23 protein-coding genes are annotated in these 25,064 nt (G+C 75.5%); 11 read left to right on the forward strand and 12 right to left on the reverse strand.

The window, feature by feature from the left end:
• Window positions 1-56: 56 nt before the first annotated feature.
• Window positions 57-785 carry a TVP38/TMEM64 family protein gene (locus tag IE245_RS13810; protein WP_189947128.1) on the reverse strand — a complete coding sequence of 243 codons (729 nt, stop codon included), beginning with the start codon at window positions 783-785 and terminating at the stop codon, window positions 57-59.
• Between the two features lie 26 nt (window positions 786-811).
• On the opposite strand from IE245_RS13810, the gene IE245_RS13815 reads away from it, so the two are divergent.
• Together IE245_RS13815 and IE245_RS13820 are read left to right on the forward strand one after the other, a co-directional pair.
• A complete protein-coding gene (locus IE245_RS13815) occupies window positions 812-1,609 on the forward strand; it encodes a patatin-like phospholipase family protein (protein ID WP_229851263.1) in 798 nt (265 codons plus the stop codon).
• Window positions 1,610-1,698: 89 nt separating this feature from the next.
• Window positions 1,699-2,544, forward strand: a complete 846-nt coding sequence (locus IE245_RS13820) for a spermidine synthase (RefSeq protein ID WP_189947129.1) — start codon at window positions 1,699-1,701, stop codon at window positions 2,542-2,544.
• On the opposite strand, the gene IE245_RS13825 is transcribed toward IE245_RS13820, so the two are convergent.
• Together IE245_RS13825 and IE245_RS13830 are read right to left on the reverse strand one after the other, a co-directional pair.
• Entirely contained in the window at window positions 2,506-3,843 is a 1,338-nt protein-coding gene (locus tag IE245_RS13825) for an MFS transporter (RefSeq protein WP_189947130.1), read from the reverse strand. The two genes, IE245_RS13820 and IE245_RS13825, sit on opposite strands and share 39 nt — an antisense overlap.
• A gap of 145 nt (window positions 3,844-3,988) precedes the next feature.
• The gene (locus IE245_RS13830) at window positions 3,989-5,059 is read right to left on the reverse strand and encodes a DUF8017 domain-containing protein (RefSeq protein WP_189947131.1); all 1,071 of its coding nucleotides are present in this window, start codon (window positions 5,057-5,059) and stop codon (window positions 3,989-3,991) included.
• A 119-nt stretch (window positions 5,060-5,178) separates the two neighbouring features.
• Between IE245_RS13830 and IE245_RS13835 the strand changes: the two genes are divergently transcribed.
• Complete coding sequence (locus IE245_RS13835; RefSeq protein ID WP_189947132.1) at window positions 5,179-5,640, forward strand: DUF4442 domain-containing protein; 462 nt, start codon at window positions 5,179-5,181, stop codon at window positions 5,638-5,640.
• 280 nt (window positions 5,641-5,920) lie between these two features.
• Window positions 5,921-6,583, forward strand: coding sequence for a DedA family protein (locus IE245_RS13840; protein WP_189947133.1), 663 nt, complete (start codon window positions 5,921-5,923; stop codon window positions 6,581-6,583).
• Window positions 6,584-6,676: 93 nt separating this feature from the next.
• Here the strand turns inward: IE245_RS13840 and IE245_RS13845 are convergent, their stop codons facing one another.
• The gene (locus IE245_RS13845) at window positions 6,677-7,204 is read right to left on the reverse strand and encodes a gamma carbonic anhydrase family protein (protein ID WP_189947134.1); all 528 of its coding nucleotides are present in this window, start codon (window positions 7,202-7,204) and stop codon (window positions 6,677-6,679) included.
• Between the two features lie 148 nt (window positions 7,205-7,352).
• On the opposite strand from IE245_RS13845, the gene IE245_RS13850 reads away from it, so the two are divergent.
• Window positions 7,353-8,117: an acyltransferase gene (locus IE245_RS13850; protein WP_189947135.1), complete on the forward strand. Its 765-nt coding sequence runs from the start codon at window positions 7,353-7,355 to the stop codon at window positions 8,115-8,117.
• Between the two features lie 10 nt (window positions 8,118-8,127).
• On the opposite strand, the gene IE245_RS13855 is transcribed toward IE245_RS13850, so the two are convergent.
• A complete protein-coding gene (locus IE245_RS13855) occupies window positions 8,128-8,991 on the reverse strand; it encodes a DMT family transporter (RefSeq protein ID WP_189947136.1) in 864 nt (287 codons plus the stop codon).
• Between the two features lie 117 nt (window positions 8,992-9,108).
• On the opposite strand from IE245_RS13855, the gene IE245_RS13860 reads away from it, so the two are divergent.
• Complete coding sequence (locus IE245_RS13860) at window positions 9,109-9,681, forward strand: helix-turn-helix domain-containing protein (protein WP_189947137.1); 573 nt, start codon at window positions 9,109-9,111, stop codon at window positions 9,679-9,681.
• A 44-nt stretch (window positions 9,682-9,725) separates the two neighbouring features.
• Window positions 9,726-10,289: a YbaK/EbsC family protein gene (locus IE245_RS13865; RefSeq protein ID WP_189947138.1), complete on the forward strand. Its 564-nt coding sequence runs from the start codon at window positions 9,726-9,728 to the stop codon at window positions 10,287-10,289.
• A 45-nt stretch (window positions 10,290-10,334) separates the two neighbouring features.
• On the opposite strand, the gene IE245_RS13870 is transcribed toward IE245_RS13865, so the two are convergent.
• The gene (locus IE245_RS13870) at window positions 10,335-10,775 is read right to left on the reverse strand and encodes a CoA-binding protein (protein WP_189947139.1); all 441 of its coding nucleotides are present in this window, start codon (window positions 10,773-10,775) and stop codon (window positions 10,335-10,337) included.
• Window positions 10,776-10,993: 218 nt separating this feature from the next.
• Here IE245_RS13870 and IE245_RS13875 point away from each other — a divergent pair, with 218 nt between their 5' ends.
• The 3 genes from IE245_RS13875 to IE245_RS13885 all read left to right on the forward strand — a co-directional run bounded on the left by IE245_RS13875 (window position 10,994) and on the right by IE245_RS13885 (window position 16,084).
• The gene (locus tag IE245_RS13875) at window positions 10,994-11,620 is read left to right on the forward strand and encodes a YigZ family protein (RefSeq protein WP_189947140.1); all 627 of its coding nucleotides are present in this window, start codon (window positions 10,994-10,996) and stop codon (window positions 11,618-11,620) included.
• A 250-nt stretch (window positions 11,621-11,870) separates the two neighbouring features.
• Window positions 11,871-13,043 carry an exonuclease SbcCD subunit D gene (locus IE245_RS13880; protein WP_189947141.1) on the forward strand — a complete coding sequence of 391 codons (1,173 nt, stop codon included), beginning with the start codon at window positions 11,871-11,873 and terminating at the stop codon, window positions 13,041-13,043.
• Window positions 13,040-16,084 (forward strand): AAA family ATPase, encoded by a 3,045-nt coding sequence (locus IE245_RS13885; protein ID WP_189947142.1) that lies wholly within the window; start codon window positions 13,040-13,042, stop codon window positions 16,082-16,084. The genes IE245_RS13880 and IE245_RS13885 overlap by 4 nt, the downstream gene beginning before the upstream one ends.
• Here IE245_RS13885 and IE245_RS13890 read toward each other — a convergent pair.
• From IE245_RS13890 to IE245_RS13900, 3 genes are all read right to left on the reverse strand, one after another.
• Window positions 16,074-16,520, reverse strand: a complete 447-nt coding sequence (locus IE245_RS13890; protein ID WP_189947484.1) for an Lrp/AsnC family transcriptional regulator — start codon at window positions 16,518-16,520, stop codon at window positions 16,074-16,076. The genes IE245_RS13885 and IE245_RS13890 overlap by 11 nt on opposite strands.
• Before the next feature lie 82 nt (window positions 16,521-16,602).
• Entirely contained in the window at window positions 16,603-18,303 is a 1,701-nt protein-coding gene (locus tag IE245_RS13895; protein WP_373305324.1) for a DUF885 domain-containing protein, read from the reverse strand.
• A 49-nt stretch (window positions 18,304-18,352) separates the two neighbouring features.
• Entirely contained in the window at window positions 18,353-18,850 is a 498-nt protein-coding gene (locus IE245_RS13900; protein WP_189947144.1) for an Lrp/AsnC family transcriptional regulator, read from the reverse strand.
• Between the two features lie 60 nt (window positions 18,851-18,910).
• Here IE245_RS13900 and IE245_RS13905 point away from each other — a divergent pair, with 60 nt between their 5' ends.
• Window positions 18,911-20,122: a trans-sulfuration enzyme family protein gene (locus tag IE245_RS13905; RefSeq protein WP_189947145.1), complete on the forward strand. Its 1,212-nt coding sequence runs from the start codon at window positions 18,911-18,913 to the stop codon at window positions 20,120-20,122.
• Here IE245_RS13905 and IE245_RS13910 read toward each other — a convergent pair.
• The 3 genes from IE245_RS13910 to pdxR form a co-directional block, all read right to left on the reverse strand.
• Window positions 20,049-21,434, reverse strand: a complete 1,386-nt coding sequence (locus IE245_RS13910; RefSeq protein WP_189947146.1) for a GNAT family N-acetyltransferase — start codon at window positions 21,432-21,434, stop codon at window positions 20,049-20,051. The two genes, IE245_RS13905 and IE245_RS13910, sit on opposite strands and share 74 nt — an antisense overlap.
• Before the next feature lie 145 nt (window positions 21,435-21,579).
• Window positions 21,580-23,214, reverse strand: coding sequence for an alkaline phosphatase D family protein (locus IE245_RS13915; protein ID WP_189947486.1), 1,635 nt, complete (start codon window positions 23,212-23,214; stop codon window positions 21,580-21,582).
• Between the two features lie 163 nt (window positions 23,215-23,377).
• Window positions 23,378-24,841 (reverse strand): MocR-like pyridoxine biosynthesis transcription factor PdxR, encoded by a 1,464-nt coding sequence (gene pdxR / locus IE245_RS13920; RefSeq protein WP_373305325.1) that lies wholly within the window; start codon window positions 24,839-24,841, stop codon window positions 23,378-23,380.
• Window positions 24,842-25,064: the final 223 nt, after the last annotated feature.

Consider the following 25,064-nt stretch of genomic DNA (forward strand, 5'->3'; position numbering starts at 1 on the left):
CGTGTGCGGTCAGAAGGTCGAGCGCAGCGTACCGCCCCGAGGTGACGTGTTCGTGATCAGGTGGCGTCGGCCGTCGCGGGCACGGCCGGCCGGCGCAGGGCGTGCCGCTTCCGCCAGGCGACCACCGCCGCGGCGAGCCCCGACACCACGATGAACCCGGCCGAGAACAGGAACGCCGGCGAACCGGGCTCGCCCGCCCGGGCACCGGCCACCACGTACGCCGCCGTGTTCGGCACCGTGCCGATCGCCGTCGCGAGCAGGAACGGCACGTACCCCATCCGCGAGACCGCCGCGCCGTAGTTGGCCGCGGCGAACGGCACGCCCGGGAAGAGCCGGATCGCCAGCATCGAGCGGAAGCCGTGCCGGCTCAGCTGCCCGTCCGCCGCCCGCAGCCAGCGCCCCTTGAGCAGCGGCCGCAGCGCGTCCTGGCCGAGGACCCGGCCCAGCGTGAACGAGATCCCCGCGCCCAGCACCGTCCCCGCCACCGCCGCCGTCAGCCCGTACGCGGTACCGAAGAGCGCCCCCGCCGCCAGGTTCAGGACCGGGCGCGGCACGAACGCCGCCGTGCACAGCCCGTACGCCAGACCGAACAGCAGGACCGCGCCCGCGCCGCCCGTCCGCGGCCACCCCGAGGCCAGCAGGCGCTGCGGCTCGAACAGCACCACCAGGGTGCCCGCGGTCAGCAGGACCACGGCGAGCAGCGCGAGGCGCGACCGGGGCGAGGACAGGGCCCGGGAGCAGCGGACGGCGAACGGGGCCATCGGCCGGGGCGCGGGAGCGAGCATCCGGGGAGAGTAACGGAGACCTCCGTATGATCGCCGTAATGTGCGCCATGTCCGACCCCGGCCGGCCGCTCGACGACACGCCGGGGCAGCCCCCGTACGCCGTCCCCGGGCCGCTCCCGGACGGCGTCCCCGACAGCGGGCTCGCCGACGTCGTCCTGGCCCGGCTCACCACGCTCTACCCCGCCGCCGGGAACCCCTTCCGGGCGCAGGAGATGGTCGCGTACATGAAGGGCGCGGCGCCCTTCCTCGGCATCCGGTCGCCGGAGCGCCGCGCCCTCTCCCGCGCCGTCCTCGACGGCGTCCCGCGCCCCGGCGAGGCCGCCCGGCGGGCCGTCGTCGCGAAGCGGCTCGGCGAGGCCACCGACTGGCCCGGCGCCGGCCGGCTGCGGCTCACCGCCGTCGACGCGGAGAGCGGCGCGCTCGGCGTGTTCGACGGCGGCCCGGACGGGGTGGGGCTCGTCGACGCGGTGACCGCGAGCTGCGCCATCCCGGGCGCGTGGCCGCCCGCGAGCCTCGCCGGACGGCGCTGGATCGACGGCGGCATCCACTCCACCGCCAACGCCCACCTCGCCTCCGGCCGGAAGCGCGTGATCGTCGTCGCGCCCAGCGCCATGGGCAGCAAGGCCGTGCACTCCCCGGCCCGCCAGGCCGCCGACCTCACCGCCGCCGGCAGCCGCGTCGTCGTGATCACCCCCGACGCGGACTCCAAGGCCGTGATCGGAGCCCGGGCGCTCGACCCCGCCCAGCGGGGCGCCGCCGCCCGCGCGGGACGCGCCCAGGCCGCCGCGCACGCGAAGGCGGTCGCCGCCCTCGGGGCACGGTGACGGCGGATGCGGTGACCGGAGGGCGCGGTGGGGGGAGGGGCCGTGCAGGGCGGGCGCGGGCATGATCCGCGCGGGAGGACAATGAAGGGGTGAACGAGCAGATTCCCGTCCTCCGCGAGGTCGACCTCGGCACCGCGCGCCTCATGCCCGACGTGGACCGGGAGCGGGCCTGGCTCCTCACCGTCGACGGGGCGCCGCAGTCCTACGTCGACCTCGACGACCCCGGCCACCTGGAGTTCGAGTACGCCCGCCGGCTCGGCCACGTCGTCGACGGCGCCGCCGACGAGGGGGCGCCGCTGGACGTGCTCCACCTCGGCGGCGGGGCGCTCTCGCTGCCGAGGTACGTCTCCGCCACCCGGCCCGGTTCGCGCCAGGACGTCGTCGAGGCCGACGGCGGGCTCGTCGCCCTGGTCGCCGAGCACCTGCCGCTGCCGAAGGGCTCCGGCGTCACCGTGCACACCGCCGACGCGCGCGCCTGGCTGGAGGCGGCGCCCACCGCCTCCGCCGACCTCGTCGTCGGCGACGTCTTCGGCGGCTCGCGCGTCCCCGCGCACCTGACCTCGCTCACGTACGCCCGCGAGGTGCGGCGGGTGCTGCGCCCGGGTGGGACCTACGCGGCCAACCTCGCCGACGGGGCGCCGTTCGCCTTCCTCCGGGGCCAGCTCGCCACCTTCGCGGCGGTCTTCCCCGAACTGGCCCTGATCGCCGAGCCGGCGGTGCTGCGCGGCCGGCGGTTCGGGAACGCGGTCCTGGTCGCCTCCGACGAGGCGCTCGACGTGCCCGGGCTCACCCGCCGGGCGGCCGCGGACGCCTTCCCCGCGCGCGTGGAGCACGGGGAGGCGCTGGCGCGGTTCACCGGGGACGCGGCCCCGGTCGAGGACGCGGAGGCCGTCGGCTCACCCGCGCCGCCCGAGGGCGCCTTCGGCATCGGCTGACCCGGCCTGCGCGGGGAGGGCGTCGAGCGTCGTGCCGCCGCCCGCCACGGGGGCGGCCTCCTGAGGCGGACGCCGCGTCAGGTTGCGCACGTCGGGGACCAGCAGGACGAGCCCGGTGACCAGGGTCATCAGGGCCGCCGCGCCCCACAGTGAGGCGGTCCGGCCGAAGGCCGACTCGGCCGGCCCCGCGAGGGCGGTCGTCAGCGGCAGCAGCGCGGTGGAGCCGAACCAGTCGTAGGCGGAGACCCGGGACAGCTTCTCCTCCGGGATCTCCTGGTGCATCGTCGTCATCCAGGAGACGCCGAAGATCTCCATCGCCACCCCGCTGGCGAACATCACCACCGTCAGCCCGATCGCGGGCAGCGGGACGGCGAGCGCCGCCGAGGGCAGCGCGATGGGGAAGACGCCGAGGGTGCCGACGAGGAGCATCCGGCGCGGCTTCCACCGGGTCATCAGGACGGCGCCGGCGACCGTGCCCACGCCGTACCCCGCGAGCGCGATGCCCCAGGGGGTCGCGCCGCCGAGTTCGTCCCGGGCGACCAGCGGCCCGTACACCGACTCGACCGCGCCGATGAGCCCGACGACGACGGAGAACTGGGCGACGATCGACCACAGCCACGGACGGCCGATGAACTCCTGCCAGCCCTCGCGCAGATCGGCGAGGAGTCCGCCGCCGGGCTTGCGCTCCGGGATCCCGCTGACGTCGAGGAAGGCCCGCAGGGCGCCCGCCACGGCGAAGGCGGCCGCGTCGACGGCGAGGACCCAGCCGGGGCCGACGAAGGCGACGAGCGCGCCGCCGAGCGCGGCGCCCCCGATGCCCGCGCCGTGCATCGCCATCCGGTAGAAGGCGAAGGCCCGGCTCGCCTGCTCGCCCGAGACGCTGGACATCAGCATGCCCTCGGCCGCCGGGTTGAAGAAGGCCTGACCGGCGCCGCAGAGCCCGGTGAGCACCATCATCTGCCAGATCTCGGCGGTGCCGGAGAGGACCAGGACGGCGAAGACCGCCTGGGAGGCGAAGTTCAGCGTGTTCGCCGCGACCATCACGCGGTGCCGGGGGATGCGGTCGGCGACCGCGCCGCCGATGAGCAGGAAGAGGACGAGCGGCAGGAAGCGTGCCATCGCGACGACGCCGACGTCGCCCGCGTCGCCGCCGGACTCGAAGACGGCCCAGGTGGTGGCGATCAGGGCGCCGTTCGCACCGAGGCTCGTCACGATGGTGGCGGCGGTGAGCAGCACGTAGTTGCGCCCGGCCCACGCGGGGCGGCGGGTGGAGCGGGGGGAGGCGGAGCGTATCGTCACTGGGGGACTATCCCCGCCTCCTCCCCGAACTGCCAAACCGATGACCGGATGCCTGGCCGGGCCGGGCGCCGACCCGGGCGCCGGACCCGGTGCCGGACGGTGCCGGTCCCGGCGCCGGGACCGGGCGGGACGCCCTGCCGGACGCTCAGGGGCTCTTCGTGAGGCGGACCGTGGAGAGGATCTTCTGCATCGTCGCGTCCGGGAGCTCGTCCTTCACGCCGTCCGCCGCGTAGAGCACGAAGGCCGCGGGGTCGTTCTTGGCGTTGAGGAAGGCGAAGGCCATCGACTTGCCGTCGGTCTCGCACTTGTTGCGCTTCTTCACGCCGGGGGCGGTGGCCGTGGCCATGCTCCCCTTGAGACCGGACTCCGTGGTGTACGGGACGGGCGTGCTGATCTTGATGCTGCTCTCCGGCATGTGCTGGGCGAACGCGGCCCACACCCACATGCCGGCCTGGCCGCGCGCGGCGGAGGCGGTGTCCTTGGCGCCCTGGGTGCCCTTGGTGCCGGCGCCCGCCAGCCCCGAGTACTCGGGGCTGCCGTTCTTGTCCGAGTCGAAGGCGCACCACTTGCTCTTGAAGTCGGCGGGCCCGGACATGACGACGAGCGGGCTGCCGTCGCCCTTCTTCGCGTCCTCGAAGCCGACGCTCATGGTGGGCTTGCCGACCTCCCACTCCGGCGGCACGTCGAAGAGGGTGCCGTAGGTCGGGTTGTGGACGACCTTCCAGCCGGGGATCGTCGGCTGGAACTCCTCGCCGGCGCCGCGCGGGTTGTCGATCTCGGAGGTCGGCGCCTCCGACGGCTCGTCCGAGGCCGTCGCGGGGGAGGAGGGGGCCGAGGAGGAGGAGGCGGCCGGCTTGTCGGCGACGACCTTCTCGTCGTCCTCGCCCAGGACGAGGAAGGCGGTCACGCCGCCCGCGACGATCACGGCCGTGGCGGCGACGATCGCGACGAGCGTGGTCCGCTTCCGGCCGCCGCCCGGGCCCTGCGGCGGGACCGGGCCGGGCACCTGGTACTGCGGCACGGTCGGCTGCTGGTACGGGTTGTGCTGCGCGTATCCCTGCTGCGGGTACTGCGGGTAGCCGCCCTGCTGCGGGAACGACGGCTGCGTCGGCTGCTGGTACGGGTTCGGCTGCTGGTACCCCGGCTGCTGGTACGGGTTCTGGTTCGGGTCCTGCGGGTTCTGCTCGCCCCCGGGCGGCTGCTGTCCTGGCCACATGGGCCGTAACGATAGAGGGGCGGCGCCGGACCGGCCACGCCCGGCCCCGCCCCGGGCGCGCGCGCTCCGGTCCGTGAAGGCATGGCCAAGACATCTACTCACGGGTAACATCGCGGTCCATGAGCGCAGACCAGAAGTCCGTCGGCGAGATGCTCGCCGCCACGGTCCCCATGGCCGGAACCCTCAACCTGGAGTTCCTGGAGACCACCGCCGAGCGCGCCGTCGTGCGCCTGCCCGACCAGCCCGCCTACCACAACCACGTGGGCGGCCCGCACGCCGGCGCGATGTTCACCCTCGCCGAGTCCGCCAGCGGCGCCATCGTCCTCGCCGCCTTCGGCGACCAGCTCGGCCGCGCCGTGCCGCTCGCCGTCCAGGCGGAGATCGCGTACAAGAAGCTCGCGATGGGCGTCGTCACCGCGACCGCCACCCTCGGCCGCCCGATCGCCGACGTCGTCGCCGAACTCGACGCCGGGGAGCGCCCGGAGTTCCCGGTCCGCATCGACATCACCCGCGAGGACGGCGCCGTCACCGGTGAGATGACCGTCCTGTGGACGCTGAGGCCCCACGACTCCGGCAAGTGAGCCGCCGGCAGGGACCGCCTCCCCGCCCCCGCACCCTCGTCCCGGGTGCGGGGGCGGCCGCGTCCCGGGGACGCCGGGAGCGGTCCCGGGCCTCGACGCGCCCCGGGCCCGCCCCGGGGACGCCGTGCGCGGACCGGCCGCGGCCCCTCCCGGGGCCCCGGGCCGTGACCGGGGCCCGTCCGGGCCGACCGGGTAGGCTGCCCCGGCGTGCCCGACGCGGGGCGCGCCACCGCAGCGGCCCGCGACCGGGGCCGTGCCGGCTCAACGGGAGGAACCCGCGTTGCACGTCCAGGAGTGGCTGGAGACGATCCCGGCCGTCGCCGTCTACGCGCTGGTGGGGGTGGTGATCGGACTGGAGAGCCTGGGCATCCCGCTCCCCGGCGAGATCGTCCTCGTCAGCTCGGCCCTGCTCGCCTCGCAGCACGGCGACATCGACCCGTGGGTGCTGGGCGGCTGTGCCACCGCCGGCGCGATCATCGGCGACTCCATCGGGTACGCCATCGGCCGGAGGGGCGGCCGTCCGCTGCTCGCCTGGCTCGGCGGGAAGTTCCCCAAGCACTTCAGCGAGGCGAACATCGCGCTCGCCGAGCGCTCCTTCCAGAAGTGGGGCATGTGGGCGGTCTTCTTCGGCCGCTTCATCGCCCTGCTGCGGATCTTCGCCGGCCCGCTGGCGGGCGTCCTGAAGATGCCGTACTGGAAGTTCCTCGTCGCCAACGTCTTCGGCGGCATCCTGTGGGCGGGCGGCACGACCGCCGTCGTCTACTCCGTCGGCATCGTCGCCGAGGCGTGGCTGAAGCGCTTCTCCTGGCTGGGCCTGGTGCTCGCCGTCCTCGTCGGCGTCACCTCGATGCTCGTCATCAGGAACCGCGCCAGGAAGGCGGCCGCCGAGGCGCGTCCGCGGCCGGAGCCGGAGGCCCTGCGGGAGCCGGTCGCGGCGGAGTGAGCGCGCGGCGCGTCCGTACGTGACGGAGGGCGGCATCCGGGAGCGTTCCGGGTGCCGCCCTCCGTCGTCACGCGCGGAAGGGGACGGGCGTGGTCAGTCCTCGAACGCCTCGGCGTGCGTCTTGGCCAGGTGGAGGTACATCTCGGCGTTCAGCCGGATGCCCGCCCGCTCCTCCTCGGTCAGCGCCCGGCGGACCTTCGCGGGGACGCCGGCGACGAGCGAGCCGGGCGGGACCTCCATGCCCTGCGGCACCAGCGCCTGCGCCGCGATCAGCGAGCCCGCGCCGATCCGGGCGCCGTTGAGCACCGTCGCGCCCATGCCGACCAGGACGTCGTCCTCGATGACGCAGCCGTGGACGGTGGCGTTGTGCCCGATCGTGACGCGGTCGCCGATGGAGACGGGGAAGCCGGGGTCGACGTGGACGGTGCAGTTGTCCTGGACGTTGGAGTCCTCGCCGACGGTGATGGGGCCGCAGTCGGCGCGCAGCACCGCGTGGTACCAGATTCCGGCGCGCGCCCCGAGCGTCACCTCGCCGAGCACCACCGAGGTCGGGGCCGTGAAGGCGGTCGGGTCGACGTTCGGCTCCTTGCCGCCGACGGCCTTGATCAACGCCTCTGCCATGGGTCTCACTCCTGGGGTCCGTACGGCCCGTGCGGCCGTGGTGGTGTCGCGCCAACCGGTGTTCCGACGGCACCTTATGCCGGGCCCATGACGGACATCACAGGGGACGGCGCCGACCGGCCCGGACGCCGCCGACTACGGTGTCGGGGTGCCCAGAAACGGAAACACGTTCTCGTCCCTGACCGCCTGGCGGCGCCGGCTCGTCGCCCACGCCCTCCAGGGCGGTCTGCGCTGGGCGCAGCAGGCGGGCGCGGTGACGGCGGAGCACCCCGGGCGGCTGCGGTTCCGGCGGCTCGGCGCGGGCACCCGGCTCGCCTTCCCGCAGGGCACGGTCTTCGGCGAGCGGTGGATCGAGATCGGCGAGTGCTGCATCATCGCCGAGCAGGTGACCCTGACCGCCGGGATGCTGCCGGGGCTCGACCTCGGCACGGAGACGGTGCTGACCCTCGGCGACGGCGTCGTCCTCGGCCGGGGCAGCCACGTCATCGCCGACACGACGATCACCATCGGCTCGGACACCTACTGCGGTCCGTACGTCTACATCACCTCGACGAACCACAGCTACGACGACCCCCACGAGCCCATCGGCCGCCAGTGGCCCCGCTCCGAACCCGTCTCGATCGGTCCCGGCTGCTGGCTGGGCACCGGCGCGGTGATCCTGCCGGGCGCGCGGATCGGCCGGAACGTCGTGGTCGCGGCCGGCGCGGTGGTCCGCGGCGAGGTGCCCGACCACGCGGTCGTGGCGGGCGCCCCGGCCAGGGTCGTGCGCCGCTGGGACCCGGAGCTGGGCTGGCAGCCGCCGCTGCGCACGCCGGCCCCGCGGCCGATACCGGAGGACGTCACCTCCGAGCAGCTGGCGGCGCTGGCGGCCTGGGAGGTCGAGCAGGAGCAGGCCGAGGCGCCGTCGGCCTGAGGCCCGCGGGTCAGCCGCCCGCGATGAGGACCGTGCCGACGAGCGCGAGCCCCGCCCCCGCCGCCTGGACGGCGCGCAGCCGCTCGCGGAGCACGCCGAAGGCGGCGAGCGCGGTCACCACCGGGTAGAGGCTGGCGAGCACGGCGGCCACCAGGACCGGGCCGCGCTGCGCGGCGAGCGCGTACGTGCCGTTGGCGGCGACGTCGGCGAGGCCCACGAAGGCGAGCGCCGGCAGCGCGCCGCGGATCACCCGGAAGCCCTCCTCGGGCAGCGCCCGGCCGCCGCGCCGCACGGAGAGGTACAGCGCGCCGCCGCCGACGGCGACGTTCGTGACGCGCTGCGCGAAGAGCGCGAGGAAGAGGCCGGTGACCGTGGTCGAGGCCTCGGCGATGAGCGCCATGACGGCGCCGAAGCCGAAGGCGGCGAAGAGCGTGAGGACGACGGCCTGCCGCTGGACGGGGGCGCCGCGCAGCTCGGGGCCGCCGGCGAGGACGATGCCCACGATCGCGGCGACGAGGCCGCCGACCTGGAAGAGGCCGGGCCGGTCGCCGAGGACCAGGCCCACGGTGACCGGGACGACCACGCCGAGCGAGCCGAGCGGCGAGACGACGCCCATCGGGCCGAGCGCGAGGGCCTTGTAGAAGGCGAGCATCGCGGCGGGGCCGACGACGCCGGCGGCGACCGCGTACCAGAGCTCGGGTCCCGCCTCGGTCCAGGCGCCCGTCGCGAGGACGACCGCGCCGAGGACGAGGACCGCGAGGACCTGCGAGACCACGACGACGGTGAGGGCGGGTACGCGCCGGGTGAGCAGTCCGCCCCCGAAGTCGGCGAGGCCCCAGAGGAAGGCGGTGGCCAGGGCGAACACGGCGGTCATGAGTTCCTCGCAGGCGGGTACGGGCGGAGCCGGGGCAGTACAGTGCGGTGCACGATCGGGTGCGCTTCACCGTAGTGCAGTGCATTGAACTCTGTCATTCAGAATATTGGACGGAATGTGTCGGACCTCGACCAGCTGACCCAGGCGCTCGCCCGCAACCTCAAGCGCTGGCGCAACGAACGGGGCTTCACCCTGGACGCGCTCGCCGCCCGGGCCGGCGTCAGCCGCGGCATGATCATCCAGATCGAGCAGGCCAGGACCAACCCGAGCGTCGGCACCACCGTGAAGCTGGCCGACGCCCTCGGCGTCTCCCTGACCACCCTCCTCGACCACGAGCAGGGCACCCACGTCCGGCTCGTCCCCCCGGAACAGGCCGTCCGCATGTGGTCCACCCCGGCCGGCAGCCGCACCACCCTGCTCGTCGGCACCGAGGCCCGCGGCCCCCTGGAACTCTGGTCCTGGACCCTCGTGCCCGGCGAGGGCAGCTCCTCCGACCCGCACCCGCACGGCACCACCGAGCTGCTCCACGTCACCGCCGGCGTGCTCACCCTCGTCGTCGACGGCGTCGAGCACGCCGTCCCCGCCGGCACCTCCGCCGTCTTCGAGGCCTCGGCCCCGCACACGTACCGCAACGACGGCGACGAGACCGTCGAGCTGACCATGGCCGTCTCGGTGCCGCCCGTACGCTGAGACGTCCGGCCGTCCGGCGGGCGGGAGCCGCTAGCGTGGCGCGCATGCGCGCACCCATCGGAGACTTCGACGACGCCCTGCCCGCCCCCGACTGCCTGGACCTCCTCACGCCGCCCGTCGCCGCGGCGGTCCGCGCCTGGACCGGACCGGTGCCGGCCGAGCAGATCCTCTACGTCGACACCGACCCGGCCATCGCCGACACCGCCGTCTTCGTGGAGCACCACGGCCCGTCCCTCCTCGACCGGTCCGCGAACTGCGTCGTCGTGGCCGGGAAGCGCGGCGAGGCGACGACGCTCGCCGCGTGCGTGGTGAAGTCCGCCCACCGCGCCGACGTCAACGGCGTCGTCCGCAGGGAACTCGGCGCCCGCAAGGTGAGCTTCGCGCCGATGGAGACCGCCACCGGCGACAGCGGCATGGAGTACGGCGGCATCACCCCCGTCGGCCTCCCCGCCGCATGGACGCTCCTCGTGGACGCCGCAGTCGTCGACACCCCCTGGGTGCTCGTCGGCAGCGGCCGCCGCCGCGGGAAGCTCATCCTCCCCGGCAAGGCCTTCGCCCAGCTCCCCGGCGCCGTCGTCCTGGAAGGGCTCGGCCGGCCCGTGGAGTGACGGCCCGTGGGGTGACGGTCCGTCGGCGGGCCGCTCCCCGGCGCCTCAGCCCAGGCGCGGGATCTCGATCGCGGGGCAGCGGTCCATCACCATGTCCAGGCCCGCCTCCGTCGTGCGGGCGTACGCGGCCTCGTCGACGACGCCGAGCTGGAACCAGACCGCCTTCGCGCCGGCCTCCCGCGCCTCGTCGGCGACCGCGCCGGCCAGCGAGCTGTTGACGAACACGTCCACGACGTCGACCGGGAACGGGATGTCGGCGAGGGAGGCGTAGCCCCGCTCCCCGTGCACCGTCTCCGCCTTCGGGTGGACCGGCACGATCCGCTTGCCGAAGCGCTGGAGCACGGCCGCCACCCCGTACGCGGCGCGCTCCCGGTTCGCGGAGAGGCCCACGATCGCCCAGGTGTCGCCCGTGCCCGTCAGGATCCGGCGGGCGACCTCCTCCTCGGAGCGCTCCGCAGCCTCGGTGGTCGTGGTGTCGACGCTCATCCCAGATGCCTTCCTTACGTTCCGTACGGCCCTTTCCCCGGTACGAACCCGCCGTGCCCCCGGATCCTTCCCGCACCGGGCCCGGCGGGGACACGGCGGGCGGCCCGGGCCGGACGCCGTCCCCGGCCGCCGCGACGTGCCGGGAGTCACCCCGCCCGTCGCCGGCCCCCGGTCCCGGGCGGCGCCGACCGGGACCGTACGGCACGTAGGCTGGCGGGATGCAGGAGCAGTACCGCACGCTGGCCCACGAGGGCGTCCACGAGACCGAGATCAACCGCTCGCGCTTCCTCTGCGCGCTCGCGCCGGTCGCCGACGAGCGGGAGGCCCAGGAGTTCGTCGCCCGGATCCGCCGCGAGCACCCCACGGCCACCCACAACTGCTTCGCCTACGTGCTCGGCGCCGACGCCTCCGTGCAGAAGGCCAGCGACGACGGCGAACCGGGCGGCACCGCAGGCGTCCCCATGCTCCAGATGCTGCTGCGCCGCGAGATGCGGTACGTCGCCGCCGTCGTCACCCGCTACTACGGCGGCGTGAAGCTCGGCGCGGGCGGCCTCATCCGCGCCTACGGCGGCGTCGTCGGCGAGGCGCTCGACGCCCTCGGCACCCTCACCCGGCAGCGCTACCGGCTCGCCACCGTCACCGTCGACCACCAGCGGGCCGGAAAGCTGGAGAACGACCTCCGCTCCACCGGCCGCGCCGTGCGCGACGTGCGCTACGCCGAGGCCGTCACCCTCGAGATCGGACTCCCCGACGCCGACGTGCCCGCCTTCCGCGCCTGGCTCGCCGACGTGACCGCCGGCACGGCCACCGTGGAACTCGGCGGCGAGGCGTACGGCGACGCCTGAGCCCGCTTCCCGCCGGCAACTCTCCGGTGCGGCCCCGGCCACCGCCCCCGCCGGGATAGCGTGGTGGGCGGACGGCACGGGAGGGGATACCGGATCCAGAATCCGGGACCCGGGATCCAGAATCCGGGACCCGGGATCCAGAATCCGGGATCCAATATCCAACGTCCGGGACACAAGATCCTGGATCCAGAATTTCGGATCCAGTAACAGGGGCGAGGAGCGGCACGCGCATGCGGGGTGGGACGACGACGTGAGGTTCCTGCACACCTCGGACTGGCACCTCGGCCGGTCCTTCCACCGCGTCGGCCTGCTCGGCGCCCAGACCGCCTTCCTGGACCACCTGGTCGCCACCGTCCGCGACCGCGAGGTGGACGCCGTGCTCGTCGCCGGGGACGTCTACGACCGGGCCGTGCCGCCGCTGCCCGCGGTCGAGCTGTTCGACCGGGCGCTGCACCGCCTCGCCGAGGCCGGCGTGCCCACGGTCATGATCTCCGGCAACCACGACTCGGCCCGCCGCCTCGGCGTCGGCGCCGGACTCCTCGGCCGCGCGGGCATCCACCTGCGGACCGACCCGGCCGGCATCGGCACCCCCGTCGTCCTCGCCGACGCCCACGGCGAGGTCGCCCTGTACGGCCTGCCGTACCTGGAGCCCGCACTCGTCCGGGAGCAGCTCGGCGCGGCGAGGTCCGGGCACGAGGCGGTGCTGGCCGCCGCCATGGACCGGGTCCGCGCCGACCTCGCCACCCGCCCCGACGGCACCCGCTCGGTTGTCCTCGTGCACGCCTTCGTCGCGGGCGGCGCGCCCAGCGACAGCGAGCGCGACATCACCGTCGGCGGCGTCGCGGCCGTCCCCGCCGCCGTCTTCGACGGCGTCGACTACGTGGCCCTCGGCCACCTCCACGGGTCCCAGACGCTCACCCCGCGGGTGCGCTACTCCGGTTCGCCGCTCGCCTACTCCTTCTCCGAGGCCGACCACCGCAAGACCATGTGGCTGGTCGACCTGGACGCCGACGGCGGGATCGCCGCCGAGCGCGTCGACTGCCCGGTGCCCCGCCCCCTCGCCCGCCTCCGGGGCCGCCTCGAGGAGCTGCTCGACGACCCCGCGCACGAGCGGCACCGGGACTCCTGGATCGAGGCCACCCTCACCGACGCCGTCCGGCCCCACGACCCGATGGCGCGGCTCACCGCCCGCTTCCCGCACACGCTCAGCCTCGTCTTCGACCCCGAGCGCGCCGACACCGACTCCCTCGCCTCCTACGCCCAGCGGCTCCGCGGCCGCAGCGACCAGCAGATCGCCGAGGACTTCGTGAGCCACGTCCGGGCCGGCGGCGGCCTCGACCCGGCCGAACGGGCCGTGCTGCACGGGGCCTTCGACGACGTCCGCGTCGAGGCCGCCACCACCGAACGGGAGGCCGGCCGATGAGGCTGCACCGGCTGGAGATCACCGCCTTCGGCCCCTTCGGGACCACCCAGACCGTCGACTTCGACACCCTGTCCGCCGCCGGGCTCTTCCTCCTCCACGGACCCACCGGCGCGGGCAAGACCTCCGTCCTCGACGCGGTCTGCTTCGCCCTGTACGGGAGCGTGCCCGGCGCCCGCCAGTCCTCCGGCGCCACCCTCCGCTCCGACCACGCGCCCGTGGACACCCTCACCGAGGTGCTGCTCGACCTCACCGTCGGCGGCCGCCGCCTGGAGATCGTCCGCAGGCCCGCCCAGCCGCGCCCCAAGAAGCGCGGCGGCGGCTTCACCATGGAGAAGGCGCAGAGCACCCTGCGCGCGTACGACCCCGCCACGCGCGCGTGGACCGGACTCTCCACGTCCCACCAGGAGATCGGCGAGGAGATCACCCAGCTCCTCGGCATGAGCCGCGACCAGTTCTGCCAGGTCGTGCTGCTCCCGCAGGGCGACTTCGCCCGCTTCCTGCGCGCCGACGCGGAAGCCCGCGGCAAGCTGCTCGGCCGTCTCTTCGACACCCGTCGCTTCGCCGCCGTCGAGGAACGCCTCGCCGAGCTCCGCCGCGCCGCCGCCCACCGGGTCGAGGAGGGCGACGCCCGCCTCCTCGCCCTCGCCCACCGCATGGCGCAGGCCGCCGGGGGGCTGCCCGCCGCGAGCACCCCCGTCGACGGCAGGCCGGGCGAACCGGGCCTCGCCGACGCCGTCCTCGGCTGGGGCGCCGTCGCCCGCACCGAGGCCCGCGAGGCCGCCGACATCGCCGCCGTCCGCCTCGCCGCCGCGGAGCACGCCGAGGGCCTCGCCCGCGCCGCCGCGGCGGAGGCCCGGGACCTCGCCGCCCGGCAGGCCCGGCACGCCGAGGCGGTGCGCCGCCAGGAGGCGCTCACCGCCCGCGTCCCGGAGCGGGACCGGGACCGGCGCGCCCTCGACCTCGCCCTCAAGGCCGAACGGGTCGCCCCCGCGCTCGCCCTGCGCCACGAGGCCGCCCGCGAACACGCCGGGGCGCTCGCCGTCCGCGACGCGGCCCGCGCCGAGCTGCCGCCCGAGCTCGCCGAGTCCCCGGCCGAGCACCTCTCCACCCTGGAGAACCGGCTCCGCGAGCAGCTCGGCGGGCTCGCCGCCGCCCGCCGCGCCGAGAGCCGCGCCGCCGAACTCGCCGCGGAGCGCGCCCTCCTCGACCGGGAGGCACGCGCCGACGAGGAGGCCCTCCAGGAGGCGGCCGGCTGGCTCGCCGACTGGGAGCCCCGGCGCGCCGCGCTCCAGCAGGCCGTCGACACCGCGCAGGAGGCCGCCGCCCGCGTCGAACAGCTCGCCGGCCGCCTCGAACCCCTCCGCCTCCGGCTCGCCGCCGCCCGCCGCCGCGACGCCCTCGCCGAGGACCTGGCCCGGGCCGAGGAGCGGTACGCGACCGCCCGCGAGCACCGCAACACCGCCCACGAGACCTGGCTCGACCTCAAGTCCCGCCGGCTGCGCGGGATCGCCGCCGAACTCGCCGCCACGCTCACCGACGGCGACCCCTGCCAGGTGTGCGGCTCCACCAGCCACCCGGCCCCGACCGCTCCCACGGCCGGCCACGTCGACCGGGCCGCCGAGGAGGCCGCGTACGCCCGCTACACCGAGGCCGACGAGCGCGGCCGGGCCGCCGAGCGCGCCCTCGCCGGCACCCGCGAGGCGCTCGCCGCCGCCCGCGACGAGGTGCGCTCCCTGGGCACCTCCGGACCCTCGGACGGCCAGCCCGCCGTCGCCGAACTCGCCGAAGAGGCCGCAGAGCTGACCGCCCGTCACGTCGAGGCGCACGCCCTCGCCGGCCGCACCCACGCGGCGCGCGAGGCGCTCGCCCGGGCCGAGCGCGAGCACGAGGAGCGGGTCGCCGCCCAGCGGGACGCCGAGCGGCGCGTCGCCGCCCGCACCTCCCACCGCGAAGGCCTCGAACGGCAGCGGGCCGAGCTCGCCGAGGAACTGGCGCGGGGCCGCGGCGCGTTCGCCACCGTGGCCGAGCACGCCGGGCTCCTGGAGCGCCGCATCGCCCTCCTGGTCGGCGCCGCCGGAGCCGTACGCGCCGAGGAACTGGCCGCCGACCGCCTGAAGAAGGCGGACGCCCAGCTCTCCGACGCCGCCTACCGGGCCGGGTTCACCACCCCCGCCGAAGCCTCCGCCGCACTCCTCGACGAGCACGGCCGCCGCGCCCGCCAGCACCGGCTCGACGTCTGGCAGGCCGAGGCCGCCGCCGTCGCCGACCGGCTCGCCGAGCCCGGCGTCGCCGAGGCCGCCGCGCTGCCGCCCGCCGACCCGGCCGGGGCCGAGGCCGCCCACGCGGCCGCCGAGCGCGCCCTGCGGGCCGCGGGCGCCGCGCTCACGGCGGCCCGCGAGCGCGTCGCCGGACTCGCCTCCCTCGCCCGCCGGGCGGAGGAAGAGGCGCGCCGCCTCGGCCCGCTGCGCGCCGAGCACGACCGGGTGGCCCGGCTCGCCGGCCTCACCGCCGGCACCTCCGCCGAGAACGAGCGCCGGATGCGCCTGGAGTCGTACGTCCTCGCCGCCCGGCTCGAACAGGTCGCCGCGGCCGCCTCCGCCCGCCTCCAGCGGATGTCCTCGGGCCGCTACACCCTCGTCCACTCCGACGCGCGGACGGGGACCCGCCGCAGCGGCCTCGGACTGCACGTCGTCGACGCCTGGACCGGCAACGAACGGGACACCGCCACCCTCTCGGGCGGCGAGACCTTCTTCGCCTCGCTCGCCCTCGCGCTCGGCCTCGCCGACGTCGTCACCGACGAGGCCGGCGGCGTCCGGCTCGACACCCTCTTCATCGACGAGGGCTTCGGCAGCCTCGACGACCAGACCCTCGACGAGGTACTCGACGTCCTGGACTCGCTGCGCGAACGGGACCGGAGCGTGGGCATCGTCAGCCACGTCGCCGACCTGCGCCGTCGGATCCCCGCCCAGCTGGAGGTCGCCAAGGACCGGCGCGGCTCCTCGGTGCGCCTGCGCGTCGGCGGGGACGGGCTCAGCGGCTGACGGAGCGGCGGGGGAGCGGCGAGGAGTAGACGACGCTGGTCGTCACCGAACCGAGCGTGCCGATCTTCCCGGAGATCTCCTCCAGGTGGCGCATCGACCGGGCGGCGACCTTGATCACGAAGCAGTCGTCGCCGGTGACGTGGTGCGCCTCCAGGATCTCGGGGGTGACGGCGACGAGGTCATGGAAGGGCTTGTAGTTGCCGGTGGGGTAGCGCAGCCGTACGAAGGCGAGGATCGGCAGGCCGAGCCGCTCGTGGTCCACCACGGCGGTGTAGCCGGTGATCACCCCGGCGTCCTCCAGCCGCCGCACGCGCTCGGTCACCGCGGAGGGCGACATCGAGACGGCGCGGGCGAGGTCGGCGTAGCTGGCCCGGCCCTGGGCCTGGAGGGCGTCGAGGATCCGCCAGTCGGTGGCGTCCGGCGCGTAGTCGTTCAGGGGACCGTTCATGGCACCAGAGCCAACAGGGGTTTCCCCGGCGGATCAAGCCGACTGCCGGGGAAACCCTCCGAGGGCCGGGTCAGAGCCGGGAGATCTCGTCCACCAGGTCGTCCAGGCCCAGCGGCCCCTGGCTGAGCGCGGCCATGTGCCAGGCCTTCGCGTCGAAGGCCTCGCCGTGCGCCTCGCGGGCCCGCTCGCGGCCGAGCAGCCAGGCCCGCTCGCCCAGCTTGTAGCCGATCGCCTGCCCCGGCATCGACAGGTACCGGGTCAGCTCGCTCTCCACGAACGCCGGAGGCCGGCTGCTGTGCCGCTGGAAGAACTCCTGCGCGAGGTCCGGGGTCCACCGCTCGCCCGGGTGGAACGGCGAGTCCGCCGGGATCTCCAGCTCCAGATGCATGCCGATGTCCACGATCACCCGGCAGGCCCGCATCATCTGCGCGTCCAGGTAGCCGAGCCGGCGCTCCGCGTCCGGCAGGAAGCCGAGCTCGTCCATCAGCCGCTCCGCGTACAGCGCCCAGCCCTCGGCGTTGGCGCTGACCATGCCGATGGTGGCCTGGTAGCGGGAGAGGCTGTCGGCGACGTGCGCCCACTGCGCGATCTGCAGGTGGTGGCCGGGCACGCCCTCGTGGTACCAGGTCGACACCAGGTCGTAGACCGGGAAGCGGGTCTGCCCGTCGACCGGCAGCCAGGTCCGGCCGGGGCGCGAGAAGTCCTCGGAGGGACCGGTGTAGTACGGGGCGGCGGCGCCGCCCGCCGGGGCGATGTGGGACTCCACCTTCCGCACCCGCTCGGCGAGTTCGAAGTGGGTGCCGTCGAGCGCGTCGATCGCCTCGTCCATGAGCCGCTGGAGCCACTCGCGGACCTCGTCGACGCCCTCGATGTGGGTGCCGTGCTCGTCGAGGTGGGCGAGGGCCTCCCACGGGTCGGAGCCGGGCAGGATCCGGTCGGCCTCGGCCACCATCTCGGCGCGCAGCCGGTGGTACTCGGACCAGCCGTACGCGTAGGCCTGGTCGAGGTCCAGGTCGGTGCCGTTGAAGTAGCGGCTCCAGCGCCGGTAGCGCTCGCGGCCCACGGTGTCGGGGGCCCCGGCGACGGCGGGGGCGTACACGTCGCGCATCCAGTCCCGCAGCGCGGCGAGGGCGGCGCTCGCCTCCGCGGCGGCCGCGGCGAGCTCGGTGCGCAGCTCCGCCGGCAGCGCGTCCGGGCGCTCGGCGGCGTACTCCTCGAACCAGCCCGGCCCGCCGTCCCGGCCCGCCCAGTCGGCGAGCTGCTCCACGAAGGTGGCGGTGGCCCGCGGCCCGCCGTACAGCTTGCGCTCCAGGCCGAGCGCGAGCGAGGCCCGGTAGCCCTCCAGGGCGGCCGGAACGGCCCGCAGCCGCTGCGCGACGGCCGTCCAGTCGTCCTGGGTGTCGGTGGGCATCACGGTGAAGACGAGCCGGAGGCTGTGCACCGGCGAGTGGATGTTGCTGACCGCGCACAGGCCCTCGTCGGCCTCGTGCACGGCCAGTCCGGCGGTGAGCCGCTCCCGGAGCAGCCGGGCGCAGCGCCGCTCGGCGTCGCCGTCAGCGCCCGGGGTCCGCTCGGCCTCGTCGAGCAGGGCGAGGGTCCGGCGGGCGAGCTCGGCCACGGCCTCCTGGCCTGCGGGCGAGAAGTCGGGGAGGCGGCCGGCGCACTCCCGGACGCCCAGGTGGGTGCCGGTGATCGGGTCGAGGGCGATGAGGTCGTCGACATAGGCGTCGGCGACCTGACGGGGCAGCTGGCTGCGGGAACTCTCTGGCATGTGACTCATCCTGGTGCCTCCGCCGTGCTCCCGTCACCCTCGTCCGGTCTCACACGGCTGACAAGGACGCTCCCGCGCCGGGCGGCAGCAGGGGGCCGCACTCCCACTGCTGGAAGATCAGCCGGGTCTCGACCCGGGCCACCTCGCGCCGCGAGGTGAACTCGTCGAGCACGAGTCGTTGCAGGTCGGCGGGGTCGGCGACGGCCACGTGCACGAGGTAGTCGTCGGGTCCCGTGAGGTGGAAGAGCGCCCGGGACTCGGGCAGGGCCCGGATCCGGTCGACGAACGGACCGATCAGTTCCCGCCGGTGGGGCCGGACCTGGACGAGCAGCAGCGCCTCCAGACCGCGACCGAGTTTGGCCGGATCCAGTCGGAGCTGGTGGCCCAGGATCACCCCGGTGCGGCGGAGCCGGGCCACCCGGTCCAGGCAGGTGGAGGGGGCGACGCCGACCTCGGCGGCGAGTTCGCGGTAGGTGCTCCGGGCGTCGTTCTGCAGAAGGCGGAGAATGTGCAGATCGACCGCGTCCAGTACGACAGATTCGGCCATCTGCCGAACGTAGCACGGAGATCTGCCGCTACTTACCGGTATCCGTTCACAGTGCGGGCCATGGACGCCATGGATCACGCCCCTTCGGCCACCCCGAAGGCGCTCGCCACCGAAGCCGTGCACGCCGGCCGGGAAGACCTCGCCGCGCTCGGGCTGCACGCCCCGCCGCTCGACCTGTCCACCACCTATCCCTCGTCCGACGCCCGCGGGGAGGCCGCCCGCATCGACGAGTTCGCCGCGACCGGTGCCCGGCCCGACGGCCCGCCCGTCTACGCCCGGCTCGACAACCCGACCACGGCCCGCTTCGAGGACGCCCTGGCCCGCCTGGAGGGCACCGAGGCCGCCGTCGCCTTCGCCAGCGGCATGGCCGCGCTGACCGCGGTCCTCCTGGCCCGCGCGAGCCAGGGCCTGCGGCACGTCGTGGCGGTCCGCCCGCTCTACGGCTGCAGCGACCACCTCCTGGACGCCGGCCTGCTCGGCACCGAGGTCACCTGGACCGACCCGGCGGGCGTCGCCGACGCGATCCGCCCCGACACCGGCCTCGTGATGGTGGAGTCCCCGGCCAACCCGACGCTGGCCGAGGTCGACATCCGCGCGGTCGCCCACTCCTGCGGCTCGGTGCCGCTCCTGGTCGACAACACCTTCGCCACCCCGGTCCTGCAGCGCCCGGCCGGCCTCGGCGCGCGGATCGTCCTGCACAGCGCCACCAAGTACCTCGGCGGCCACGGCGACGTCATGGGCGGCGTCGTCGCCTGCGACGAGGAGTTCGCCCGCGAGCTGCGCCGGGTCCGCTTCGCCACCGGCGGGGTGCTCCACCCCTTCGCCGGCTACCTGCTGCTCCGGGGGCTGTCCACCCTCCCGGTCCGGGTGCGGGCCGCCTCGGCGACCGCCGCCGAGCTGGTGCGCCGGCTGGCCGGCGACCCGCGGGTCGCCCGCGTCCACTACCCGGCGATCGGCGGGGCGATGATCTCCTTCGAGGTGTACGGCGACCCGCACGAGGTGATCGCCGGCGTCCGGCTCGTCACCCCGGCGGTCAGCCTCGGCAGCGTCGACACCCTGATCCAGCACCCGGCGTCCATCAGCCACCGCATCGTCCACGAGGGCGACCGCAGGGCGGCCGGCGTCAGCGACCGGCTGCTGCGGATGTCGGTGGGCCTGGAGGACGTCGAGGACCTGTGGCGCGACCTCGACGAAGCGCTCAGCGCTCGGTCCGACGGGCCGGCGGCCGGGACGGCTCGCTCCGTCGCGGTGCCGGCTCCAGGCGGGCCGTGATCACCAGGGTGCCCTCCTCGATCTGGTAGTCGAGGGGCAGGCCGAGCGCCCGCATCGCCGCGACCATGCCGGTGTTGGAGGCCTGGGTGACGGCGTAGACGCTCTCGCATCCGGCCTCCTCGGCCATCGCCACCAGCCGGCCGAGGAGTTCGGAGCCGATCCCGCGGCGCTGCCAGTCGTCCTCGACGAGCAGCGCCACCTCGGTCTCGTCGCCGTCCCACAGCAGGTGGCCGAGGGCGACGAGCCGTCCGGAGGCGGTCTGCACGGCGAGGGTGCGGCCGAAGCGGGGGCTCAGCAGGTGGTCGAGGTACCGGTCCGCGTCGCCGACAGGACCGTGGTAGCGCAGGCCCAGGGTGCGCGCCGAGCAGCGCTCGTGCAGGGCGCGGGCGGCGGGCAGGTCGCGCTGGTCGGCGCGGCGGACGGTGATCTCGTTGCCCTCGGGGAGGGTGAAGACGTCCTGGCTGCGGGGGACGCGGGGGCCGAGCCGCGCGTCGAGCTCGACGAGGGCGCGGGCCCGGGCGAACTCGGTGGGGGTGAAGGGGAGGTGGGGCCGTTCGATGAGCAGCGTGCCCCCGCCGGGGTCGCGCAGCTTCATCACGGTCTCCTCCAGGACGCCCTCGACGGGGGTCTCCTCGCCGGTGGGCCGCCCGGTGAGGGAGACCGCCGGGATCGAGTGCAGGGTGCACCGGCCGAGGAGCCGGCGCAGCGCGAGGGGGAGTTCGGCGGCGTCGAGCGCGGTGCGGGTGGCGAGGCCCAGGACGCGGGTGGGGACGTCCACGAGGTCGTGGGCGTCGGCCCGCTCGGTCCAGGTGTCGCGTCCGCCGGCGGCGGCGGTCTCGCGGGCGAGGTCGGCGGCGGAGAGGCCCGCCGGGGCGCGGAGCAGGAACTCGTCGACCGTGCCCCGGGTCAGCGGGTGCGTCTGGAGGGTCAGGATGTCGACGCCGAGCCGGGCGAGGACGGTGCACAGCGCGGCCAGGCTGCCGGGGGCGTCGTCGACCGTGGTCCTCAGCCGCCACAGCGCGGTGCCGGTGGACTCCGGCGCTCCGGCCGGGGCGGGCGCGGGGGTCGGGGCGGAGACCGGTGAGGGTGGGGCATGGCTGTGCCTCCGCGCCCACCAGGTGTGGAAGCCCGCGGTGGCGACCAGCGCGATCGCCGAGAAGACCAGCAGGTAGGGGCCCTCGGGTCCCTTGACGATGGTCTTGGCGATCGTGTCGGCCACCACCACGGCGGTGAACAGGGCCGCGAGCTCGATCAGGTCGTGCCGCCAGTGGTGCGGGCGGCGGGTGCTCTTCGAGGACGTCACGTCGGTCATGACTTCACTGTGACCGAGTGGTGTTGCGTGATCACGAACGCTTTGTGACTGGCGGGTTAAGTGGCGATCTGGCGCATTTCAGTCCGATTCAGTCCACTTCTGTCGTGCCGTGACCGGTCCCCCGACGGAGTCCTTTCCCGGGAGGTCACTGCCCCACCAGCCCCGGCCGCAGCACCTTCGTGAACAGCACCGCGTCGTCGTCCGCGCGCAGCCGCACCGTCAGTTCCCCGCTCCCGCCGTCGATGTCCACCTCGCCGAAGTACTGCGGACTCTCCATCGGCGACACGTTCGCCCGCTCGGGCGCCCGCACGAAGACCCGCTCCGGGCCGAAGGTGTCGTCGAGCCGGCTGGCCGGGAAGCCGCCCGCGGCCAGCGGGCCCGACACGAACTCCCAGAAGGGCGCGAAGTCCTGGAAGGCGGCCCGCTCCGGCGCGTAGTGCTGCGCCGAGGTGTGGTGGACGTCCGCGGTCAGCCACACGGTGCCGGTGATCCGCCGGTGCTTGACGAACCGCAGCAGCTCGGCGATCTGGAGCTCCCGCCCGAGCGGTGCGCCGGGGTCGCCCTGCGCGATCGCCTCGAAGGCGGTCGCCCCGTCCGGGACGACGAGCCCGATCGGCATGTCGGCGGCGAGCACCTTCCACACCGCCCGGGAGGCCGACAGCTCCCGCTTCAGCCAGGCGAGCTGCTCCGCCCCGAGGATGCCGGTGGCGTCGTCGGCCTGCCGGCCGGGCGAGTTGGCGTTGCGGTACGAGCGCATGTCGAGCACGAAGACGTCGAGCAGCGGCCCGTACCGCACCACCCGGTGCATCCGGCCGCCGCTCCCGATGCCGGCGCCGGGCCGCAGCGTGGAGACCGGGTAGTACTCGGAGAAGGCGCGGGACGCCCGGGCGGCGAGCACGTCCACGTCCTTCTCGGTGTAGCGCGGGTCGTCGAGGATCTGTCCCGGATACCAGTTGTTCCGCACCTCGTGGTCGTCCCACTGCGCCACCGTCGGCACCTGGGCGTTGAAGGCCCGGACGTTCCGGTCCAGCAGGTTGTAGCGGAAGGCGCCGCGGTACTCGTCGAGCGTCTCGGCGACCTTCGCCTTCTCCGGCGTCATCAGATTGCGCCACACCCGCCCGTCGGGGAGCGTCACCGACGGCTGCAGCGGACCGTCCGCGTACACGGCGTCACCGCTGCACAGGAAGAAGTCGGGGTCGAGGCGGCGCATCGCCTCGAAGGCGCGGAAGCCGCCGATGTCCGGGTTGATGCCCCACCCCTGCCCGGCGATGTCCCCGGACCAGAGGAACCGCACGCCGTCCCGGCGCCGCTCCGGGGCCGTCCGGAAGGTGCCGGTGACCGCCTCGCTCGTCCGCCGCGGGTCGTGCGGATCGGCCAGGACGACCCGGTAGTGGATCCGCTCGCCGGCCGGCAGCCCGTGGAGGGGGGTCGTCCCCGTGAAGTCGGTGCCCGGACCGATCAGGGGGCCGGCGTGCCGGCGGACCCGGCGGAACGACTCCGTCGCCGAGGTCTCGACGATCATCCGGGCCGGCCGGTCCGACCGCACCCACACGAGCCCCGAACGGGCGGTGACGTCGCCGGCCTGGACGCCCCACCGCGCCTCCGGGCGCCCGGACAGGGCGAAGGCGGGCGCCGCGAACCCGGCGCCGCCCAGGGCGAGTCCGGCGGAGACCGCGAGCGAGCCCCGCAGCACACCGCGGCGCGCGGGCCCGGAGCCGGGCGCCGGCGCGGGCACGGGCACGGACGAGGGGGCGGCGGGGTCGGAACCGGTCGGGTTCATGGTCATGCGGTGCCTCCGAAGGCGCGTCAGGGGGACCGGACGTCACGGCGGCCGGACGTCGGGGCCGGTCACCGGTGCGTGGGTCCGCACCGGCCGCCCCCTGCCTAGCCGCCGGGAACGGCGCCCGCGCGAACCCCGCGTGAACAGCTCGCCCCGAGCCCCCTCACCGGCCGCCGAGCGCCTCCGCCGTCCGCCGCATCCCCTCCGCGATCACCGCCGGCGCCAGGTGCGCGTAGCCGATCACGAGCCGCACCGCCCCGTCCGCCGGCCGCGCCGTCCCGTACTCCTCCAGCGGGCGCAGCACCACCCCGGCACCCGCCGCCCGTTCCACGAACCGTGCCGGGGGCCCGTACCGGGCCGGCAGGCACGCGATGACGTGCAGCCCCGCCGCGATGCCGGTCACCGACGTCCCCGGGAAGTGCCGGGCGAGCGCGGCGAGCAGCGCGTCCCGCCGCTCGCGGTACGCCCGCTGGCAGCGGCGCAGCTGCCGGTCGTACCCGCCGCTCGTCACCAGGTGCGCCAGCGCCGCCTGGTCGAGCGCCGGATGCCCGAGGTCCATGGTCCGCTTCCGCTCGACGACCTCGTCGACCAGCGCCTCCGGCAGCACCATCCAGCCGAGCCGCAGCCCCGGCGCGAGCGACTTGCTCACCGAGCCCGTGTACACGACCCGTTCCGGATCGAGGCCCTGGAGCGCGCCGACCGGCGCCCGGTCGTACCGGAAGTCGCCGTCGTAGTCGTCCTCCAGGACGTGGCCGTCCACCGCCCGTGCCCAGTCCAGGAGCATCCCGCGCCGCTCCGCCGACCACGCGATCCCCGACGGGAACTGGTGCGCCGGCGTCACCACCACGGCCCGCACGTCCGACGCGGCGAGCGGCCCGGGACGCAGCCCCTCCGCGTCGATCGGCAGCCAGGCCGTGTCCAGGCCCGTGGCCGCGAAGAGCCGGCCGTGTTCCGGGCTGCCGGGGTCCTCCACGCCCACCGCGCGGTGCCCGCGCGCCCGCAGGACCGTGCCGAGGAGCGTCGTCGCCTGCGCCACCCCGGAGCACACGACCAGCCGGTCGGGGTCGGCGACCACGCCCCGCCGCCGGGCGAGCAGCGCCGCGAGAGCGGCGCGCAGCACGGGCAGCCCGCGCGGGTCCGGGTAGCCGAGCGCGCTGTGCGGCAGTTCGGCGAGGACCGCGCGCTGCGCCGCCGCCCAGGCCGCGCGCGGGAAGAGGGAGAGATCGGGGGTGCCGGGCCGGAAGTCGGCGCACACCCCGGGCGCGGGCACCGGGGGACCGTCCGGGGCCGCGGCCGCCGCCCGCCCCGTGCGCACCGTGCCGCCGACCCAGGTCCCCGAGCCCCGGCCGCTGCGCAGATAGCCCTCGGCCGTCAGCTGCTCGTACGCTTCCGTCATCAGGCCCCGGGAGACCCCCAGGTCGGCGGCGAGCGCCCGGCTCGACGGCAGCCGGGTGCCGGCCGCGAGCCGCCCCGAGCGCACCGCCTCGCGCAGTGCCTCCTGGAGGGCCCGGCCCCGTCGGCGGGCGGGCTCCCCGGCCGCCGGAAGCAGCAGCTCCCAGGCGGGCTGCGCCCCGCTGTCGCGGGCGGGCGCTCCCGCCGTGCCCGAACCGGTCCCCGAAGGCGTCACGGCCGAAGTGGTCCCCGATGGCGTCATGGAAGTGGACCTTAACCGGGACCGCCCGGCTCCCTAGCGTCAGTACCATGAACGCGAACGCCTTGCGCGGGGTTCTCCTCGTGACCCTCGCCTACGCCCTCGTCGGAGCCTCCTTCACCGCCAACGGCCTGCTCGGCGACTACCCGTACGCGGGCGGGCAGGCCCTCCGGTACGGCGCCGCCTGTCTCCTCCTCCT

Origin of the sequence: Streptomyces roseolus, from assembly GCF_014649855.1 — a bacterium.
GTDB lineage: Bacteria > Actinomycetota > Actinomycetes > Streptomycetales > Streptomycetaceae > Streptomyces > Streptomyces roseolus.